At 40.1% G+C, this 17,159-nt stretch carries 13 protein-coding genes and 1 CRISPR repeat array; of the genes, 9 read left to right on the top strand and 4 right to left on the bottom strand.

Annotated features, from left to right (window positions below; all coding sequences use genetic code 11):
* Positions 1 to 42 precede the first annotated feature (42 nt).
* The 7 genes from KUA48_RS06345 to KUA48_RS06315 all read left to right on the top strand — a co-directional run bounded on the left by KUA48_RS06345 (position 43) and on the right by KUA48_RS06315 (position 8,494).
* Positions 43 to 231 carry a hypothetical protein gene (locus tag KUA48_RS06345; RefSeq protein WP_218431956.1) on the top strand — a complete coding sequence of 63 codons (189 nt, stop codon included), beginning with the start codon at positions 43 to 45 and terminating at the stop codon, positions 229 to 231.
* A 5-nt stretch (positions 232 to 236) separates the two neighbouring features.
* Positions 237 to 4,157 carry a type V CRISPR-associated protein Cas12a/Cpf1 gene (gene cas12a, locus KUA48_RS06340; protein ID WP_218431955.1) on the top strand — a complete coding sequence of 1,307 codons (3,921 nt, stop codon included), beginning with the start codon at positions 237 to 239 and terminating at the stop codon, positions 4,155 to 4,157.
* Complete coding sequence (gene cas4, locus KUA48_RS06335) at positions 4,150 to 4,719, top strand: type V CRISPR-associated protein Cas4 (protein ID WP_119227725.1); 570 nt, start codon at positions 4,150 to 4,152, stop codon at positions 4,717 to 4,719. Before cas12a ends, cas4 begins: the two co-directional genes overlap by 8 nt.
* Before the next feature lie 10 nt (positions 4,720 to 4,729).
* Complete coding sequence (gene cas1, locus KUA48_RS06330) at positions 4,730 to 5,683, top strand: type V CRISPR-associated endonuclease Cas1 (protein WP_256624403.1); 954 nt, start codon at positions 4,730 to 4,732, stop codon at positions 5,681 to 5,683.
* On the top strand, positions 5,684 to 5,953 hold the full coding sequence (gene cas2 / locus KUA48_RS06325; protein ID WP_218431951.1) for a CRISPR-associated endonuclease Cas2: 270 nt from the start codon (positions 5,684 to 5,686) through the stop codon (positions 5,951 to 5,953).
* Positions 5,954 to 6,129: 176 nt separating this feature from the next.
* Positions 6,130 to 7,603: direct repeats of the CRISPR family, unit length 36 nt; unit sequence GGCTAGTATGCTTCAATAATTTCTACTATTGTAGAT.
* A 345-nt stretch (positions 7,604 to 7,948) separates the two neighbouring features.
* The gene (locus tag KUA48_RS06320) at positions 7,949 to 8,197 is read left to right on the top strand and encodes a DUF3791 domain-containing protein (RefSeq protein ID WP_006848385.1); all 249 of its coding nucleotides are present in this window, start codon (positions 7,949 to 7,951) and stop codon (positions 8,195 to 8,197) included.
* A gap of 90 nt (positions 8,198 to 8,287) precedes the next feature.
* On the top strand, positions 8,288 to 8,494 hold the full coding sequence (locus KUA48_RS06315) for a DUF3791 domain-containing protein (protein WP_006848384.1): 207 nt from the start codon (positions 8,288 to 8,290) through the stop codon (positions 8,492 to 8,494).
* Between the two features lie 587 nt (positions 8,495 to 9,081).
* Here KUA48_RS06315 and KUA48_RS06310 read toward each other — a convergent pair.
* Together KUA48_RS06310 and KUA48_RS06305 are read right to left on the bottom strand one after the other, a co-directional pair.
* Positions 9,082 to 11,163, bottom strand: coding sequence for a VapE domain-containing protein (locus KUA48_RS06310; RefSeq protein WP_218431949.1), 2,082 nt, complete (start codon positions 11,161 to 11,163; stop codon positions 9,082 to 9,084).
* A gap of 555 nt (positions 11,164 to 11,718) precedes the next feature.
* The gene (locus KUA48_RS06305) at positions 11,719 to 13,254 is read right to left on the bottom strand and encodes an ISL3 family transposase (protein ID WP_264949399.1); all 1,536 of its coding nucleotides are present in this window, start codon (positions 13,252 to 13,254) and stop codon (positions 11,719 to 11,721) included.
* Between the two features lie 459 nt (positions 13,255 to 13,713).
* Here KUA48_RS06305 and KUA48_RS06300 point away from each other — a divergent pair, with 459 nt between their 5' ends.
* Positions 13,714 to 14,325 (top strand): HAD family phosphatase, encoded by a 612-nt coding sequence (locus KUA48_RS06300; protein ID WP_256624515.1) that lies wholly within the window; start codon positions 13,714 to 13,716, stop codon positions 14,323 to 14,325.
* Between the two features lie 109 nt (positions 14,326 to 14,434).
* Positions 14,435 to 15,574 (top strand): DUF418 domain-containing protein, encoded by a 1,140-nt coding sequence (locus KUA48_RS06295; RefSeq protein ID WP_218433684.1) that lies wholly within the window; start codon positions 14,435 to 14,437, stop codon positions 15,572 to 15,574.
* 36 nt (positions 15,575 to 15,610) lie between these two features.
* Here the strand turns inward: KUA48_RS06295 and KUA48_RS06290 are convergent, their stop codons facing one another.
* Positions 15,611 to 16,537: a LysR substrate-binding domain-containing protein gene (locus KUA48_RS06290; protein WP_117587764.1), complete on the bottom strand. Its 927-nt coding sequence runs from the start codon at positions 16,535 to 16,537 to the stop codon at positions 15,611 to 15,613.
* Positions 16,538 to 16,563: 26 nt separating this feature from the next.
* Positions 16,564 to 17,142 carry a 4Fe-4S binding protein gene (locus KUA48_RS06285; protein WP_153073866.1) on the bottom strand — a complete coding sequence of 193 codons (579 nt, stop codon included), beginning with the start codon at positions 17,140 to 17,142 and terminating at the stop codon, positions 16,564 to 16,566.
* Positions 17,143 to 17,159: the final 17 nt, after the last annotated feature.

The following is a 17,159-nucleotide window of genomic DNA, read 5'->3' as shown; positions in this document are numbered from 1 at the left end:
GATATTTAAAATAGGAAATACTAATTCTTAATAGTGTTAGATATGAAGCAAAATAATAATGAACAAATCGTCTTCGAAATGTTCGAAGAGGTTGCAACCGAAAGCATCGCTGAGGCTCGGAATGCATACATCTATGAAGAAATTGATGGGTGCTATCAGGAGGCGAAAGAGATTGCTAATAAGGCAAGGATGAACTTGCTGGAGAAAATGAATAATAACAATTTAAAATAAATAATATGGCTAAGAATTTTGAAGATTTTAAAAGACTTTATCCTCTTTCAAAGACTTTGCGCTTTGAAGCGAAGCCTATTGGCGCCACTTTGGATAATATAGTTAAGAGTGGTTTGTTAGAAGAAGATGAACACAGAGCTGCAAGCTATGTGAAGGTGAAGAAATTGATTGATGAATACCACAAGGTATTTATTGATAGAGTGTTGGATAATGGATGTTTGCCTTTGGATGATAAAGGTGATAATAATTCATTGGCAGAATATTATGAGAGCTATGTATCTAAAGCGCAAGATGAGGATGCAATAAAGAAGTTTAAGGAAATTCAGCAAAATCTTCGCTCTATTATAGCTAAAAAGCTAACAGACTATAAGGCTTATGCTAATTTGTTTGGTAATAAACTTATAGAGTCATATAAGGACAAAGCTGATAAGACAAAGCTAATTGATTCAGATTTGATTCAATTCATCAATACTGCGGAATCAACTCAACTTGATTCTATGTCACAAGATGAGGCCAAAGAACTTGTGAAAGAATTCTGGGGCTTTGTTACTTATTTTTACGGCTTCTTTGATAATCGTAAAAATATGTATACGGCAGAAGATAAGTCAACAGGTATTGCTTATCGTCTAATCAATGAAAATCTCCCAAAGTTCATTGATAATATGGAGGCATTTAATACAGCCATAACCAGACCTGAGATACAAGCTAACATGGATGAGTTATACTCTAATTTTTCTGAATACTTAAATGTAGAAAGTATTCAGGAAATGTTCCAGCTTGACTATTACAATATGCTTCTTACTCAAAAGCAGATTGATGTCTATAATGCTATAATTGGTGGAAAAACTGATGATGAACACGATGTTAAGATTAAAGGTATCAACGAGTATATCAATCTCTACAATCAGAAGCATAAAGATGACAAGTTACCAAAACTTAAGGCTTTGTTTAAGCAGATTCTTAGTGATAGAAATGCAATTTCTTGGTTGCCAGAAGAATTCAATAGTGATCAGGAAGTCTTGAATGCTATCAAGGATTGCTATGAGCGATTGTCTGAAAATGTTTTGGGTGATAAGGTTCTTAAGTCTTTGCTTGGTTCTTTGGCAGATTATTCTCTTGATGGGATATTTATCCGTAATGACTTGCAGTTGACTGATATTTCTCAGAAAATGTTTGGAAATTGGGGCGTGATTCAGAATGCCATCATGCAGGATATAAAGCATGTTGCTCCTGCCAGAAAGCATAAGGAATCTGAGGAAGATTACGAAAAAAGAATTGTAGGTATATTTAAAAAGGCTGATAGCTTTAGTATCAGTTATATAAATGATTGTTTGAACGAAGCAGACCCTAATAATGCCTACTTCGTAGAGAACTATTTTGCGACATTTGGAGCGGTAAATACTCCAACAATGCAGCGTGAGAATCTGTTTGCGCTTGTTCAAAATGCGTATACAGAAGTTGCTGCATTACTTCATTCTGATTATCCTACGGTAAAGCATCTGGCACAAGACAAGGCTAATGTTTCTAAAATCAAAGCACTGTTGGATGCAATAAAGTCTTTGCAGCATTTCGTGAAGCCTCTGTTGGGCAAGGGTGATGAAAGTGATAAAGATGAACGTTTCTATGGTGAACTAGCTTCGTTGTGGGCAGAACTTGATACAGTGACACCGCTGTATAATATGATTCGTAATTATATGACTCGTAAACCATATTCTCAAAAGAAAATCAAACTTAACTTTGAGAATCCTCAATTGCTTGGTGGTTGGGATGCTAATAAGGAGAAAGACTATGCTACCATTATCTTACGTCGTAATGGGTTGTATTATCTTGCTATTATGGACAAAGACTCAAGGAAGTTATTGGGTAAGGCAATGCCGTCAGATGGGGAGTGCTATGAGAAAATGGTATATAAGTTCTTCAAAGACGTGACAACGATGATACCAAAGTGTAGTACACAATTAAAAGATGTACAAGCTTATTTTAAGGTTAATACAGATGATTACGTCTTAAATAGCAAGGCGTTTAACAGGCCATTGACGATAACAAAGGAAGTCTTTGATTTGAACAATGTATTGTATGGTAAGTATAAGAAATTCCAAAAGGGATACTTGACTGCTACTGGTGATAATGTAGGTTATACTCATGCTGTAAACGTATGGATAAAATTCTGTATGGATTTTTTGGACAGCTATGATAGCACTTGCATATATGATTTCTCTTCTTTGAAACCGGAGTCATATTTGTCACTCGACTCTTTCTATCAGGATGTTAATTTGTTGTTGTATAAATTGTCGTTTACAGATGTATCTGCATCATTTATTGATCAGCTTGTTGAGGAGGGAAAGATGTATCTGTTCCAAATCTACAATAAGGATTTCTCTGAGTATAGCAAGGGCACTCCAAATATGCATACTCTTTATTGGAAAGCATTGTTTGATGAACGTAATCTGGCAGATGTAGTTTACAAGCTTAACGGACAGGCAGAGATGTTCTATCGTAAGAAAAGTATAGAAAATACTCATCCAACTCATCCTGCTAATCATCCTATTCTTAATAAGAATAAGGATAACAAGAAAAAAGAAAGCTTGTTTGAATATGATCTTATAAAAGATCGTCGCTACACTGTTGATAAATTTATGTTCCATGTGCCAATCACAATGAACTTTAAAAGTTCTGGTTCTGAGAACATCAATCAAGATGTGAAGGCGTATTTGCGTCACGCAGATGATATGCATATTATTGGTATTGATCGTGGCGAACGTCATTTGCTGTATTTGGTTGTAATTGATTTGCAAGGTAATATCAAGGAGCAGTTCTCGCTTAATGAAATTGTGAATGATTATAATGGTAATACCTATCATACCAATTATCACGATTTGTTGGATGTTCGTGAAGACGAACGACTCAAAGCTCGTCAAAGTTGGCAGACCATCGAAAATATCAAAGAGCTGAAAGAGGGCTATTTGTCTCAGGTTATCCACAAGATTACACAGCTCATGGTTAGATATCATGCCATTGTTGTTTTGGAAGATCTGAGCAAGGGATTTATGCGTAGTCGTCAAAAGGTAGAAAAGCAAGTATATCAGAAGTTTGAAAAAATGTTGATAGATAAGCTTAACTATTTGGTAGACAAAAAAACTGATGTTTCTACTCCTGGAGGCTTGCTGAATGCATACCAACTTACCTGTAAGTCTGATAGTTCTCAAAAGTTAGGAAAACAGAGCGGATTCCTGTTCTATATCCCTGCATGGAATACATCTAAGATAGACCCAGTTACAGGATTTGTTAACTTGTTGGATACTCATTCTTTAAATTCTAAAGAGAAAATCAAAGCATTCTTCTCTAAGTTTGATGCTATCCGTTATAATAAGGATAAGAAATGGTTTGAGTTTAATCTCGACTATGACAAGTTTGGTAAAAAAGCGGAAGATACAAGGACTAAGTGGACTTTATGCACCAGAGGAATGCGTATTGATACTTTCAGAAATAAAGAAAAGAACTCGCAGTGGGATAATCAGGAAGTTGACTTGACAACAGAGATGAAATCTTTATTGGAGCATTATTATATCGACATTCATGGTAATCTCAAGGATGCTATCAGTACGCAAACAGACAAAGCGTTCTTTACTGGCTTGCTGCACATATTGAAGTTGACCTTGCAGATGCGTAATAGTATTACTGGAACCGAAACAGATTACTTAGTGTCTCCTGTTGCCGATGAGAATGGAATATTCTACGATAGCCGTTCTTGTGGTGATCAGCTTCCTGAGAATGCGGATGCTAATGGTGCTTACAACATCGCTCGCAAGGGACTGATGTTGGTTGAGCAGATAAAAGATGCTGAGGATTTGGATAATGTGAAGTTTGATATATCCAATAAGGCTTGGCTCAATTTTGCACAACAAAAGCCATATAAGAATGGATGATTATATTCAGCTTTCAACATTGAATGACTTTATCTTCTGTCCGTACTCCATATACTTGCATAGTGTGTATATGGAGTCGGACGGAGATTTATATAAAGCCGCTCCACAGACCAAAGGTACTCTAGCGCACCAAGGCGTGGATGAAAAGAAAGGGAGTACTCGAAAGAGTGATATTATGGCGCTCCCGGTTTATTGCGATGAGTTAGGCATATCTGGCAAGATTGATGTCTATAAACAGGATAAGCGTTTGTTGATAGAACGTAAGAACAATCTCAAACGCATCTTTCGTGGCCAGATTTATCAACTTTGGGGACAATACTTCTGCTTGAAAGAAATGGGATATGAAGTTGAACAACTTGCTTTCTATGAAATATCTACCAATAAAATGATTCCGGTTGACTTGCCGGGAGAGCTTGGTAAACAGGAATTGATAGGATTCATAGAACAGTTTAAACGTTATAATCCTGCTTCTACTACGATACAGGTAAATCCAAATAAGTGCATCCATTGCATCTATTGCAATCTTTGCGATAAAACCAATACTGATAATGTTTACACATAAAGACATAGAAATGCGAACCATATTCGTGGTCAATTGTATTGAGCACGACCGGAGCCTTCGAGTAAATAGCGGAGAACTGATGCTAGAGGAAATAGAAGGTGATAAGAAAAAGACCTTGACTAAGTTCCCCTTCCAAAAGTTGTTGGCTCTTTTCATTATCGGTCACATCACAGTTACTACTCCGCTGATTGATAAATGCAAAAAGCATGGTGTGGCTTTAGTGGTGATGAAGCCTAATCTTCGCCCTGTTTTCTTTTGGGCAAATTCTGCCGAGGCAAACTATTTACTTCGAAAAAGGCAATTTGAATACAGTACAGAAGATTTAAGTATCGCTAAATGCATTGTATATAATAAGGTGTTGAATCAGAAAGCTGCATTGGCAAAGACTCGAAAGAAGGATAGCTATACAGAGGATGCCATCAAGCAATGTGATGCTGCATTAGTTACTTTGCCAGACGTTGATGAATACAATCAATTGATGGGATTGGAAGGTATGGTTGCCAAGACCTATTTTTCTGCATATTATCAGAATCAAAACTGGAGAGGAAGACATCCAAGGATGAAGAGCGATGTGCTGAATGTGACATTGGATATTGGTTACTCTATCCTATTCAACTTTATGGAAAGTTTCATTCGTATGTTCGGATTTGATCTGTATGTTGGTGTGTACCATCGATTATGGTTCAAGCGCAAATCATTGGTGTGTGACTTGATGGAACCTTTCAGGTGTATCATTGACCATGCTGCATTGTTGGCGTTTAACAGAAAGCAGTTTTCAGAGAAAGATTTCACTCTTATAAAGCAGGAATATCATTTGAAATATGAGAAGTGTGCTGACTATTATAGAGTGTTTTATGATGAATTGATTGCTCGTAAAATGGACATATTCAAGTTCGTTCAGCAATACTATCGTTGTTTTATGGGTTGTAAGTCTGTAAAAGAGTATCCAATATTTGAGTTTTAAATGATAATTGTTAGTTATGACATATCGGATGACAAGATGCGTACCAACTTTTCTAAAATGCTGAAAAGTAATGGTGCCATTCGGCTTCAGTATTCTGTTTATGAGATTAGTAATACGAAGAGAATTGTTGACAATCTTGTTGCGAAGATAGAGGCTTATGCCAAACATTTCACAGCAGATGATAGTGTAATCCTCTTTAATGTAGATCCTGATAAGCTTACTAAGTATGGTAATGCGATTCATAGGGACCAAGCTATAGTCTATTTTTGACTTTGCAAACCTTGGTCTTTATGCTTTTGTAATAAAGCGTGTAACTTGCTTATTTACAAGGCGTTCTTTGAAATATTGTACCCAATATTATGGGAAGGGGTGGTAATACTCTTTAAAAAGATATGCAGAAGATGCCTTTATTTAAAGGATTTTTTGTATCTTTGCAATCGATAAGAGGCTAGTATGCTTCAATAATTTCTACTATTGTAGATTCAACAAGTTTATAATTCTTCTCTTCAGGAGGGGCTAGTATGCTTCAATAATTTCTACTATTGTAGATCAGCAAATGTACTCTCAGAGCTTCGCAAGGAGGCTAGTATGCTTCAATAATTTCTACTATTGTAGATAATGTTGAGCAACCCGAGAATGAACTATGGCTAGTATGCTTCAATAATTTCTACTATTGTAGATGGTTATGGTTCTAGGTTAAAAGGTGAGGGGCTAGTATGCTTCAATAATTTCTACTATTGTAGATTGTCTGTATTGTGTTAAATATTTTAAGAAGGCTAGTATGCTTCAATAATTTCTACTATTGTAGATGGGTTCAATTGCGTATTGCTTATTCTGCTGGCTAGTATGCTTCAATAATTTCTACTATTGTAGATCAAACGTAAAACAGAAACAAAGTATAAACGGCTAGTATGCTTCAATAATTTCTACTATTGTAGATATCTGCGGATCCATCGGTGGCACATCTTTGGCTAGTATGCTTCAATAATTTCTACTATTGTAGATTAGCGAAGCTGATCTACCACATCGTGCGGGCTAGTATGCTTCAATAATTTCTACTATTGTAGATGGCGAAATATTGTGTTTTTGAGAAGGGGGCTAGTATGCTTCAATAATTTCTACTATTGTAGATCCATCAATAAAGAAACTAGTAGTAACAAGGGGCTAGTATGCTTCAATAATTTCTACTATTGTAGATAGCTTCCTGATGTCCGAGATACGAAGACCTGGCTAGTATGCTTCAATAATTTCTACTATTGTAGATTGGAAGAATGCCACAGTAGGCTGGTGGGGGGCTAGTATGCTTCAATAATTTCTACTATTGTAGATAAATCTTGACCAGCAGGAGAATAACGCTGGGCTAGTATGCTTCAATAATTTCTACTATTGTAGATTATGTTAGAATAAAGTTTTGCACTTTTTCGGGCTAGTATGCTTCAATAATTTCTACTATTGTAGATGACGGGAACGTGCCTATTTTGGTTAAACAGGGCTAGTATGCTTCAATAATTTCTACTATTGTAGATATCAAGCAGCACAAGGGACTTCACTCAAAGGGCTAGTATGCTTCAATAATTTCTACTATTGTAGATATGGTATAGAAGCCTAGCGGGTTGAGTTGGCTAGTATGCTTCAATAATTTCTACTATTGTAGATATAATGCAACGACCACGAGGCAAAAACAAAGGGGCTAGTATGCTTCAATAATTTCTACTATTGTAGATAAAAGAATAGCTGGTACCACGTAGCCTTTTGGCTAGTATGCTTCAATAATTTCTACTATTGTAGATGAAATATAACCACAGCCGAAGAAATAAAAAGGCTAGTATGCTTCAATAATTTCTACTATTGTAGATTTGATGCTCAGCTTCCAGTCTCTTGCCAGGCTAGTATGCTTCAATAATTTCTACTATTGTAGATAATTCCATAAAGGTGCGATTTGGTTTATAGCCTGAAGGCAGAAGTTACATCTTGTTGAAGATGGGGTAAAGAAAAAAGTGGTTGCTCGGAAATTTCGAACAACCACTTTTGCTATGTTTTAGAGAGTAAAAACTTAGGAGAAGGGGAACGGCTTATTCTACCTTCCAACTCACCAAGATTCTTCTGCCTCTAGAGAGAAGTTTACTCCTACTTTTATGATTCTTCTTCCATCACCAGCAAAGATTTTGGCAAAATCAGTCTATTTTTCTTTATTTAACTCCGAAATTGAGTGGAATATCAGAGAAAATCTTTAAATTTGCATTTAAATACAATATTTTGTAAAGAATGGAAGATAGAGAACTGTTGCTGAAAAGTGACCCAGAGTTTGACCGCCTCGCCTTTACGGTGTTGGCTATCGAGGCTTCGGCACAAAAAATGGGTATATCGCCGTCTGAAATGAGAAAGCGATTGGATAAGGTGGGGCTAATCAAGAGTCTCATTCAAGATTGCTATGACACTCTACATACCGAGAGCCGGGAAGCTGTAGCGAATGATGTGGTCGAAGCTCTTAAAAATTGGGAAAGAAAAGAATAATGGAAAAGCAAATATTATATCATGGTTCATATTAAGCCAAGAGATAGTTGATAAGTATTTACAATTCAAATCATATGAAAGGGTATAATTATGTTGGACTTTTTATTATGGAATAAAATCGCTCGTATCATAAAGCAACTAGCTGATACGTTACATATATCAACCGACAGAGCATTACAGATATTCTATGACTCTGATGTTTGTCGTATGTTACATGACAAAGAACTTGGCTTGCATCTAATGAGTGATACATATATTGTAAATGACTTGATAGAAGAGCTAAGGAATAAGCAATAGCAAAACGATGGATAATTAGAGGAGGAAGATTATTTGTACTGTAGCACCTTGACTGTATGTTTAGTACGGTCAAGGTGCTATCTTTATGTAATAATGTGCAAATGTGTCTCCTTCAGCTATTGCATTCGACTCCTTCAGCTATCGCATTCGTCTCCTTCGGTCACTGCATTCGACTCCTTCAGCTAATGCAGCCGTCTCCTTCTGCCAACTCAGCCGTCTCCTTCACCTAATGCAGTCGACTCATTCAGCTAACTCAGTCGTCTCCTTCAGCCACCGCAGCCGTATGTGTCAACTCAATGAAGTAGATGAACTCGTGAAATGAAGTGGATGAGTTCGCATAATGAAGTTCATGATTTCTGCACAATTGCCAATACATGCGAATGGTAAAGTAAAAAGAAGTTTATTCCTACCTTTATGATTCTTATACGAAAATGTTTTTCTGTTTCTATTGCCACATCTGTCACCTTTGGCTTAACTCGCTGATTATAAGTGAATAATGCGTATCGATAAGCGGTATTTCTGTTGCCACCTAATGCCACGCATTGCCACACTCTTTTTATGAGGGAATGAGATGGAAAGTGAGTAGGTTATTTCCTAACTACCAGATACTCAGTACCAAATCTTGTTCTTCGGTTCTTCAAACCTTCTATATTCTGAAGCTCTCTGCCCAATTTCTGTATACTCGAAACCTGGAGAGAAGAGCCGAATTTCTGCTTCAAAATGTCGAAAATGGCGGCTGCCATCAGATATTCGCTATTTTCCGGGGTACTTGCAGGCTCGAAAACCTGCAGAAAACATTGCTTGATAGGGGAAATCTGCTCAAATTGTCTGTTATGTTGCATGATGATGGCGGTTTCCTTGGCGTCGAAATAGGATTTTTCGCCACGCTCCAAAGCTTGCATCGCCTGCGCATAAAGTTGCTCATAGTTCAGTCTGCCACTCACATCGATAGGTCCCGTCAGTTCTACTCCCAGGAAACGGCGGTTGCCGGATGGGTCGGAAAGAATATCGGTCATGTTGCTCGTGGCGATGAAGGAGGCTAGACGAGGGAATTCCTGTACATGACTTCCGTATGGCGGCTTGATTTTCACCGTAGGCAACTGCAGCAGATTCTTCAGAAAACCCTGCTGCACCTGTGGTGAAATCTGATTGAACTCATCGAGATTGATGAGCAGAAATTGTGACATCGCCTGCAATACCTGACGCTTTTCTGAGAGAATCATGTTGTCGCTGAAGCCCCACGATAATTCGGTAGGGATGAGACGGCGGCAGAAGGTGCTCTTGTTGTAACCTTGCTTGGAAATGAGCAGCGGCATGGTACTGTTGCCATATTGACGGCGATACATGCCGCGCCACTGGTCAACCATTCCCAGAAACCAGGTGTAAAACCAGTCTTCCCAATGAGGATTGTTGGTGGGTACGGTTCGTGCCAGGGCACGGATGCGGTCCTTGCCGTCCCATTTTCCCAGACAGTCATAGAGATAGGACTCTATTGGACTGTAGTTTCTGATGCGGTCTGATTCTAGAAAATTCCTTACATCCTTGATGCTTACGTGGATGTCGGCTATCTGAACATCCAGCGTCATGCTTTTCTGCACACGGGCATCCACCGGTCTGAAATCGCCAACCCATGAATTGTTCGGGCGGTATTCGGTATATTTCATCACGGTATTGTAACGGAACTGGTACCGGCTCTCCAGGTATCTGATCATCTGCAGAATTTCGGCACGACCTTTTCTGCCTGAGGCTGATTTCTCCGTCTTCCTGTCTTTGGAATGGATATCGTAAGCGGTGCCCACTATCTGGCGGAGTTTCTCTTCTGTCACATGTCCCCAGTTGTTGCGGCGGATATGGATGAAAGCTTCTTCTTCGCTGAGGCCCATGTTGCAGAGCTTGATGGCGATGGCTGAGAAGCCGGCAAGGAACCGGTCTTCATCGTTCTGCCATGAGATGTTGGCTTTTTTCATCTCTTCCTTCGTCTCTTCTGCTGCCTTGCGGTAGAGGAATTCATAGTCATCGTATGTCTTCAGATCGTCTACATTTTTAGGGGCTGAGGCTACCTTCTTCATATTTTGGGAGATGCGCATCGCCACTGCCTTGCTGTTATAATAAGGAGAGGCATCCAGCGTAAGCATGAAGTTGGATGTCAATGATGGCTTTTCGGGTTTGATGGCTGCCTGTACCTGCGACTGGTAGAGCGTCTTTACCTGTTCGTAGGCAGACTGGTAGAGTAAGTCGGCGTCGGCTTCTTTTGGCGGGATTTTTCCTTCTTCGTTGCAGATGCTTACGAGCACGATGAGGCTTCTGCCGTCGGCTCCTTCGAAGGCAGCGAAGGTCATCGGCAGCAGACTGGCCGTCTTCTTGACGGCATCTTTTTCCTGGTCCGACATGAGGTTGATGAAGTGGAGCATCACCAGTCCGTTTGATTTCTGGAAGACGAGATTGCCGCTTTCATCCTTGTTGAATTCTGCGGCTGGATAAACGTGCTGCCATTCCTTGATGCCTTTGTAGTACTGGTAGTCGGCCTCCATGAGCGGCACACTCATTCTGAAATTGGTGACACTCAGCTTGGCATCATCTTTAGCGATGCGCTCCAGAAACCGTTCTATGGTTTTCGAACTGACCATCAGCTTGTTCTGTTTGTTGATTCTTGTAATAGTAAACTTCATATTTCTGCTAATTTGTTGATAGGGTGATACTTAGGGTTGTCGATGACTTTGCCCAGCTTTGCCCGAAGCGTTGGGCAAATGTGCCCGGCTACGCCGGTCATTCGTGACCTTCGTGTCGGTCATCCGTGCTCAATTGAAGCAATAGTTCCATGAGTTGTAAACATCTCCTTTAGCGAAGTAGAGTCTGATTAAATCTGCTTGTGTCATAGGTTTTTGGAATTAAAATTATATAAAAAGTGGTTTCACAGGAGTCGTAAGCTTCTAGGTGGAATCGGCAGGAAGTTTTCCTGTTGGTTGCAAAAATACAAAAAATGTTCGAAACCGCAAGCCTTTTTCTCCACTTTTTTAATGTTTTTCTGCGAAAACAATAAGTATTCCTCTGCTTTTTCGCTGAGAATCCCCCGTTTTTCGCCCGAGTGTGGCAATAGGTGATAATAGAAAATGCCCTTGTTGCAATGCTTAAATAGCTAAAAACCAATTGGTTAACTTGGAGCGTGGCAATAGTGGCATTAGTTTGAGGAAAATCTTTCTGGTTCTTCTCAAATTTTGGTACATTTATGTATCTAAGTTTGAGGAGACCTTTATCTGCAAAAGAGAAATCGATGCTCTTCCACCCATAATTCGCTTTGCGGTCTTTATCTTGTTGACCGAACCTTCAAGGATTCCATTGTTCAATTTGCTAGCAATAGAATTATTGATGGCGGAATAGTCCTTAATCAGTCCTTTGGCAAACTTTTCCATTTTCTCATTACCACATCCTATGACCATGTTAATCCATTTGTACAAGTTCATTTTGACCTCTCCGCTCAAAATGCCTTGAAATGTTGTTATATAATAGGCTAAATCGGTAACATGCAAGTCCTGCAGAAACAATCTGACAGTCTCCGTCTTGGTTTTCCAGTTGAAGTGAACTATTGAATTCCAAAGGTCATACTCTTCGTTCCTGATAGTTGCCTTTGCAAGAAATGCCTTGTAGGCATCATCGTATGCCTTCCAGTCTTCCTTCCATTTTCCTCTCAGTAGAAAAAGAAGTCTTTTCAGTATTTCTTTCTTCTCTGTAGAATGTAACCCCTTGGTAACCACAGAGTAATCCAATGACTTTTTACAGAGAATCCTATTTGTAATAGATTCTATGGCTTTGTAAGCCCTTAGTTGCGTTGGGTTGAGCAAGTCCTCATATTTGGTGTTCCTTAGCTTTCCCATCTTAAATCCATCAAACCCTGTTTTGTCATGGATTTCACTCAAAGTCAGTCCTTGCCTTGCATAAAGATCCATGAAAGTGTTCCATTCAGTCATTTTCTTGATTCTTCTTGCATCCTTGCACATCGATTCCAAGACTGCATATATGCTGTTATAAAGCCAACCTCTACTTATTTGTGGCTTAATGGGACCAACTAGACCTTGAGTCAGCAACTCCATTCTCTTATGCAAAAACTCCTGCAGAATCTTTGGAAAGACTGCGCTCGTCAAGTCTTCAATGACATGGAATTTGTCTGTGATAGCATGTGCTGATGGGGCTCCTTGCTTGATAGCCTTAATGAAGCATCGTCCCCTATCACGAGTGATAGTATTGACTTTCTTGTATTGTTTCAAGACATTTGCCACAATCGAAGAATCTCTAGAGTCTATCAGTTCCAAAATCTCGCCTGTGTCATGGTCTACGATAACACTGCCATAGGTATGTCTCTTTCTCTTGGCAAAGTCATCTATGCCTATATTCCTGGCAGTCCTGTCTGGAAGTCTTTGGATCTTTTTCAAATGATTTATGCAAGTATTTGGACAGCAAGTGATTCCCATCTTTCTCATGACCTTGGAGGTCGACACAGATGACATATGTATATGAAGCAGGTTCATCAACTCTATGCATCTTACACTGAATCTTGCATATTTGTTTAGCCACTTCGTCTGTTGCTCTACAAATATATGTTTATCAGACTGGCAGTAAAAACGGCGCATGTAAAGGGTGAGAACAAACCGTTTACACCCTAAAGGACACATCGTGACCGTTCTCTTTTGCCAGCCACGGGTATGAGTGGTTTTCTTGCCACAACGGTCGCAGAAGGCATGGGTAGCCGTACTCACGAGAACCATTTTGAGTTCCGTGGAAGAGAAGTCACAACTTGCGATAAAAAAGCCATCTATGGCAGGAAAAATGTCCATAAGAAGTTTTTCTCCGACCGTAGAAGCATTTATATCGGATTTTATTTGGTTGTTTCTTATCTTTTTTATAATTTTGCATCTGTTAGCGATTGTATCCATTGTAAGTCATATTTTATGATCACTTTAAACTTACATATTTTTGGAGACAATCGCTAATTTTTTATATTAAACTTTCTCAAAAATATTGCTCCTTCATATAAAATATGGGGCTTTGTACTAAAATTTGAGAAGAACCATCTTTCTCATACATAGGCTTTCCTCTTTTACTAATAAATGTTATATTCCCGCCATTCCTTTTCCAAATCATTTGTTTTCTCCTGAATTTACAGTACTTTTGCAGTAAGTATGTGGTTAAAGATTAAAAGTGCGATTTAAAATAAGGTGTAGATTATGCAATACAAGAATATCATATTCGATTTAGGTAATGTCCTGGTGAAACTCAATCCGGAAGGATGCATCGGGGCTTTCAAGGCGATAGGAATGGGGGAACTGGCGAATCCGAATCCTCAGAGTGAGGGGATGAAGTTGATGAGCAAACTGGGTGTGGGAATGATGACCACCGAAGCATTCTGCGATGCAGCCCGTGAGTTGACTGGAGCTGATGTGACGAATGAAGAGATCATCGATGCTGCCAACAAGATGCTGGTGGAGATTCCTGATGAGAAAAAGGAGCGACTCCTGCAGTTGAAGAAGGCTGGTTATCGCCTCTTTCTCTTGAGCAATACCATTGATATACACTGGGATTATTGCGTGGAGCATCTCTTCCCTTATCAGAACCATGGGGTAGAGGATTATTTCGGGCACTGTTTCCTCTCTCAGCGAATGCATTTGGCTAAGCCTGATGTCCACATCTATGAGGAGGTAATCAGGCAGGCGAACATCAATCCCGATGAAACCCTCTTCATTGATGATCTGAAGGAAAACTGTGAGGCTGCCGAGAAGCTGGGCATCCATACCTTCCAGAACGTGAAGTTCGATGATTGGCTTTCACTTCGATTCTGACGGATATGTCAGAATCGAAGTGATTCGAAAAAAATATGAATTTCTTCGCTTTTTCCAATAAAATGTTATACCTTTGCCAACTCATAATAACTAACATAACATTATCAAAATGAATTTTTACAAGACATTAGGATTGAAAAACAGCCGTATTGATGTGGCTGATGCCTTGCGAGGATTAGCAGTGGCAGGTATTATTCTCTATCATTCCGTGGAGCATTTCAATATGTACGATGGAAACATAGCACATGTTTATACGCTGGGGTGTGATGATTGGATGGCAGATGTGCTGGCATTGCTGCTGTCGGGAAAGATGTATGGCATCTTTGCCCTGCTCTTCGGATTAAGCTTCTTTATCATGAATGATAATCAGCAGCAGCGTGGAAATTGCTTTTCGGGTAGATTCGCCTGGCGAATGTTCCTCCTGGCAATGCTCGGTATCGTGAACACCGCCTTCTTTGATGGCGACATCCTCTTCTCCTATGCCATCTATGGACTGGTTCTCATCCCATTGAGTTATCTTCCTACCAAATGGCTCTGGTGGGTGGTTGCCTTCCTCTTTATCCAACCGGTAGAAATCTACTCCCTCATTTCGGGATGGCAGGTGGATGCATCGGCATTGAGAGAAGTGTATGGAAATATGTATAATGGTCATCAGCACGGCAGTTTCCTGGAGAATGCTTATGGCAACCTGCGATACGGGCAGGTGGCTACTTATTACTGGTGTATGATGAAGGGAAGACATACGCAGACTATCTGCCTCTTCATACTCGGAATGCTGGTGGGTAGAAAGCGTTGGTTCTACAATGAGAACAACAACCTGGCTTTGTGGAAGAAGGTGCTGGCGGTTTCCATCCTGGTATTGATTGTGGGAGGCATAGCTGATGTGCGCCACATGGAAACATGGAACAATTGGCTTTATCCTATCTACAACTTCTTCATCCTCTCGTTTGTAGTATCAGGATTCATATTGTTGTGGTACGGAAAGGAATGGTTCAGAAAGGGATTGTCGTTCCTGCGCCAGTTTGGCAAGATGAGTTTGTCCAACTACTTTCTCCAGTCTATCATCGGTTGTGGACTGTTTGCTTATTATGGCTTCAATCTCCAGACGAAACTCGGCATCACCTATGCCTTCTTTGTGGGTATTGCCATGGTGGTAGTGCAATGCCTCTTCTCCAACCTCTGGCTCAAGTATCACTCCCATGGTCCTTTCGAGGGAATTTGGAAGAAGCTGACCTGGATTAAGTTCTAAATTTTCAAGTTTACTGTAAAACTGGAGACTCCAGTTTTACAGTCTTATCCCATATTTCCAGTTGCCTTCATTCATCATCTGCGCTGGCATAAATTCTTTCATGCTGTTGATGATGGTGTTAAGCATCCGTTCTTTGATATAGTCTTCCCTAATGTATAGGGAGATGCGTCTCTGGGAAAGATAATCTCCTTCTATCTTTCTTACATTCTTGCGTTGTGCCTCATTTAGGAATTCGAGGTGCATCTCTGGAATGATGGTGAACCCGCCGTTCTCATCCACGATGCGAATTAAAGTTTCTATGCTGCCTGACTCATAGATGTGGTGCCCTTTGCTCCTTGCTTTACAGAAGGAGAAGGCACTATCGCGAAGGCATTGTGCTTCTTTCATAATCCACATGTTCTCATGTTCCAGATTCTCTGGCTTGAACACGGGCAGCTTGCGCCAGCAGTCTTCCGATAAATATACATAAAAGCGTTCTGTGTAAAGCGGAATCTCAAGTATTCCTTTACGAGGCAGGTCTGAAATAGCAATGCCAGCATCTATTTCTCCATCTTGCAAAACATGAAACATTTCTTCTGATTTCATCTCTTGAATAGAGAGGTTTACTTCAGGATAATCTTTTCTGTAATGCTTGATGAATTTGGGAAGAATGTAAGGAGCAATGGAGGGACCTACGGAGAGAGACAGAGATTTGCCAATCTGGTTCTTTTCTTCAGCCACGAGTTCTGTGATTTTCTCTAGCTCCAAAAGTGTCTTTTTAGCTTGAAGGATGATTTTCTCTCCTGCACTCGTTGGTGTTACCTGTTTGTTGGTGCGGTCGAAGATGCGCACATCGAGTTCTTCTTCTAACTTCAGCAGCATGGCGCTGAGTGTGGGTTGGGAAATATTGCACGAGTCTGCCGCCTTCGCAAAGTTGCGAAAGCGGTTGATTGCTACGATATATTTGAGTTGTTGCAGATTCATTTTGCTTTGAGTTATCTTGCTTGAAATTATCTTGCTTTGAGTTTACATATCAGCTGTGTCATGTTGCCCATAGGACAGAACACGCACCAGGTTCTTGGACGATAGATAATGGTGAGCAGAACGCCCACAATCAGCGAGGTGAGCATGATGCCGTAGAGACCGAAGGCAAACTGCGCCTTCCATGGCTCAATCTCTACCGGGTAAGCCCAATGCCATGGCACGTTGAAGGTCCATAGCAGGTGGATGGTCTGATGGAGATCTTCTGTGCCCTTTGCCACCATTGTGGTGAGGATGATCATCTGTATGAAGAAGAACATGAAGAACAGGAGGAAGCCATGGCGGAACCATTTAGACGAGAACCATCTTGGTGCCGCCTTCTTGCGCGACCATCCCAGGGTGTTTCCTATTTGCAGGAAGAGTTGTCCTCGTCCACAATAGTTGTTGCAATATCCCTTTCCACCTCCGAATATGGCCATGAGCAGCGGAATCAGAAAACAGATGACTCCGAGCCATGCGAACACGATATTGAAGAATCCGAGGATGAAATAGGTGGCAGATATGAGCCACAGGTAATCACTCCATTTCTTATTTTTCTGTTTTGCCATGCAAATCAATTTGATGA

Source organism: Segatella copri, assembly GCF_019249795.2.
Lineage (GTDB): Bacteria > Bacteroidota > Bacteroidia > Bacteroidales > Bacteroidaceae > Prevotella > Prevotella copri_B.
The sequence above is the reverse complement of the archived record's forward strand: the minus strand, read 5'-3'. Positions and strand labels throughout refer to the sequence as shown.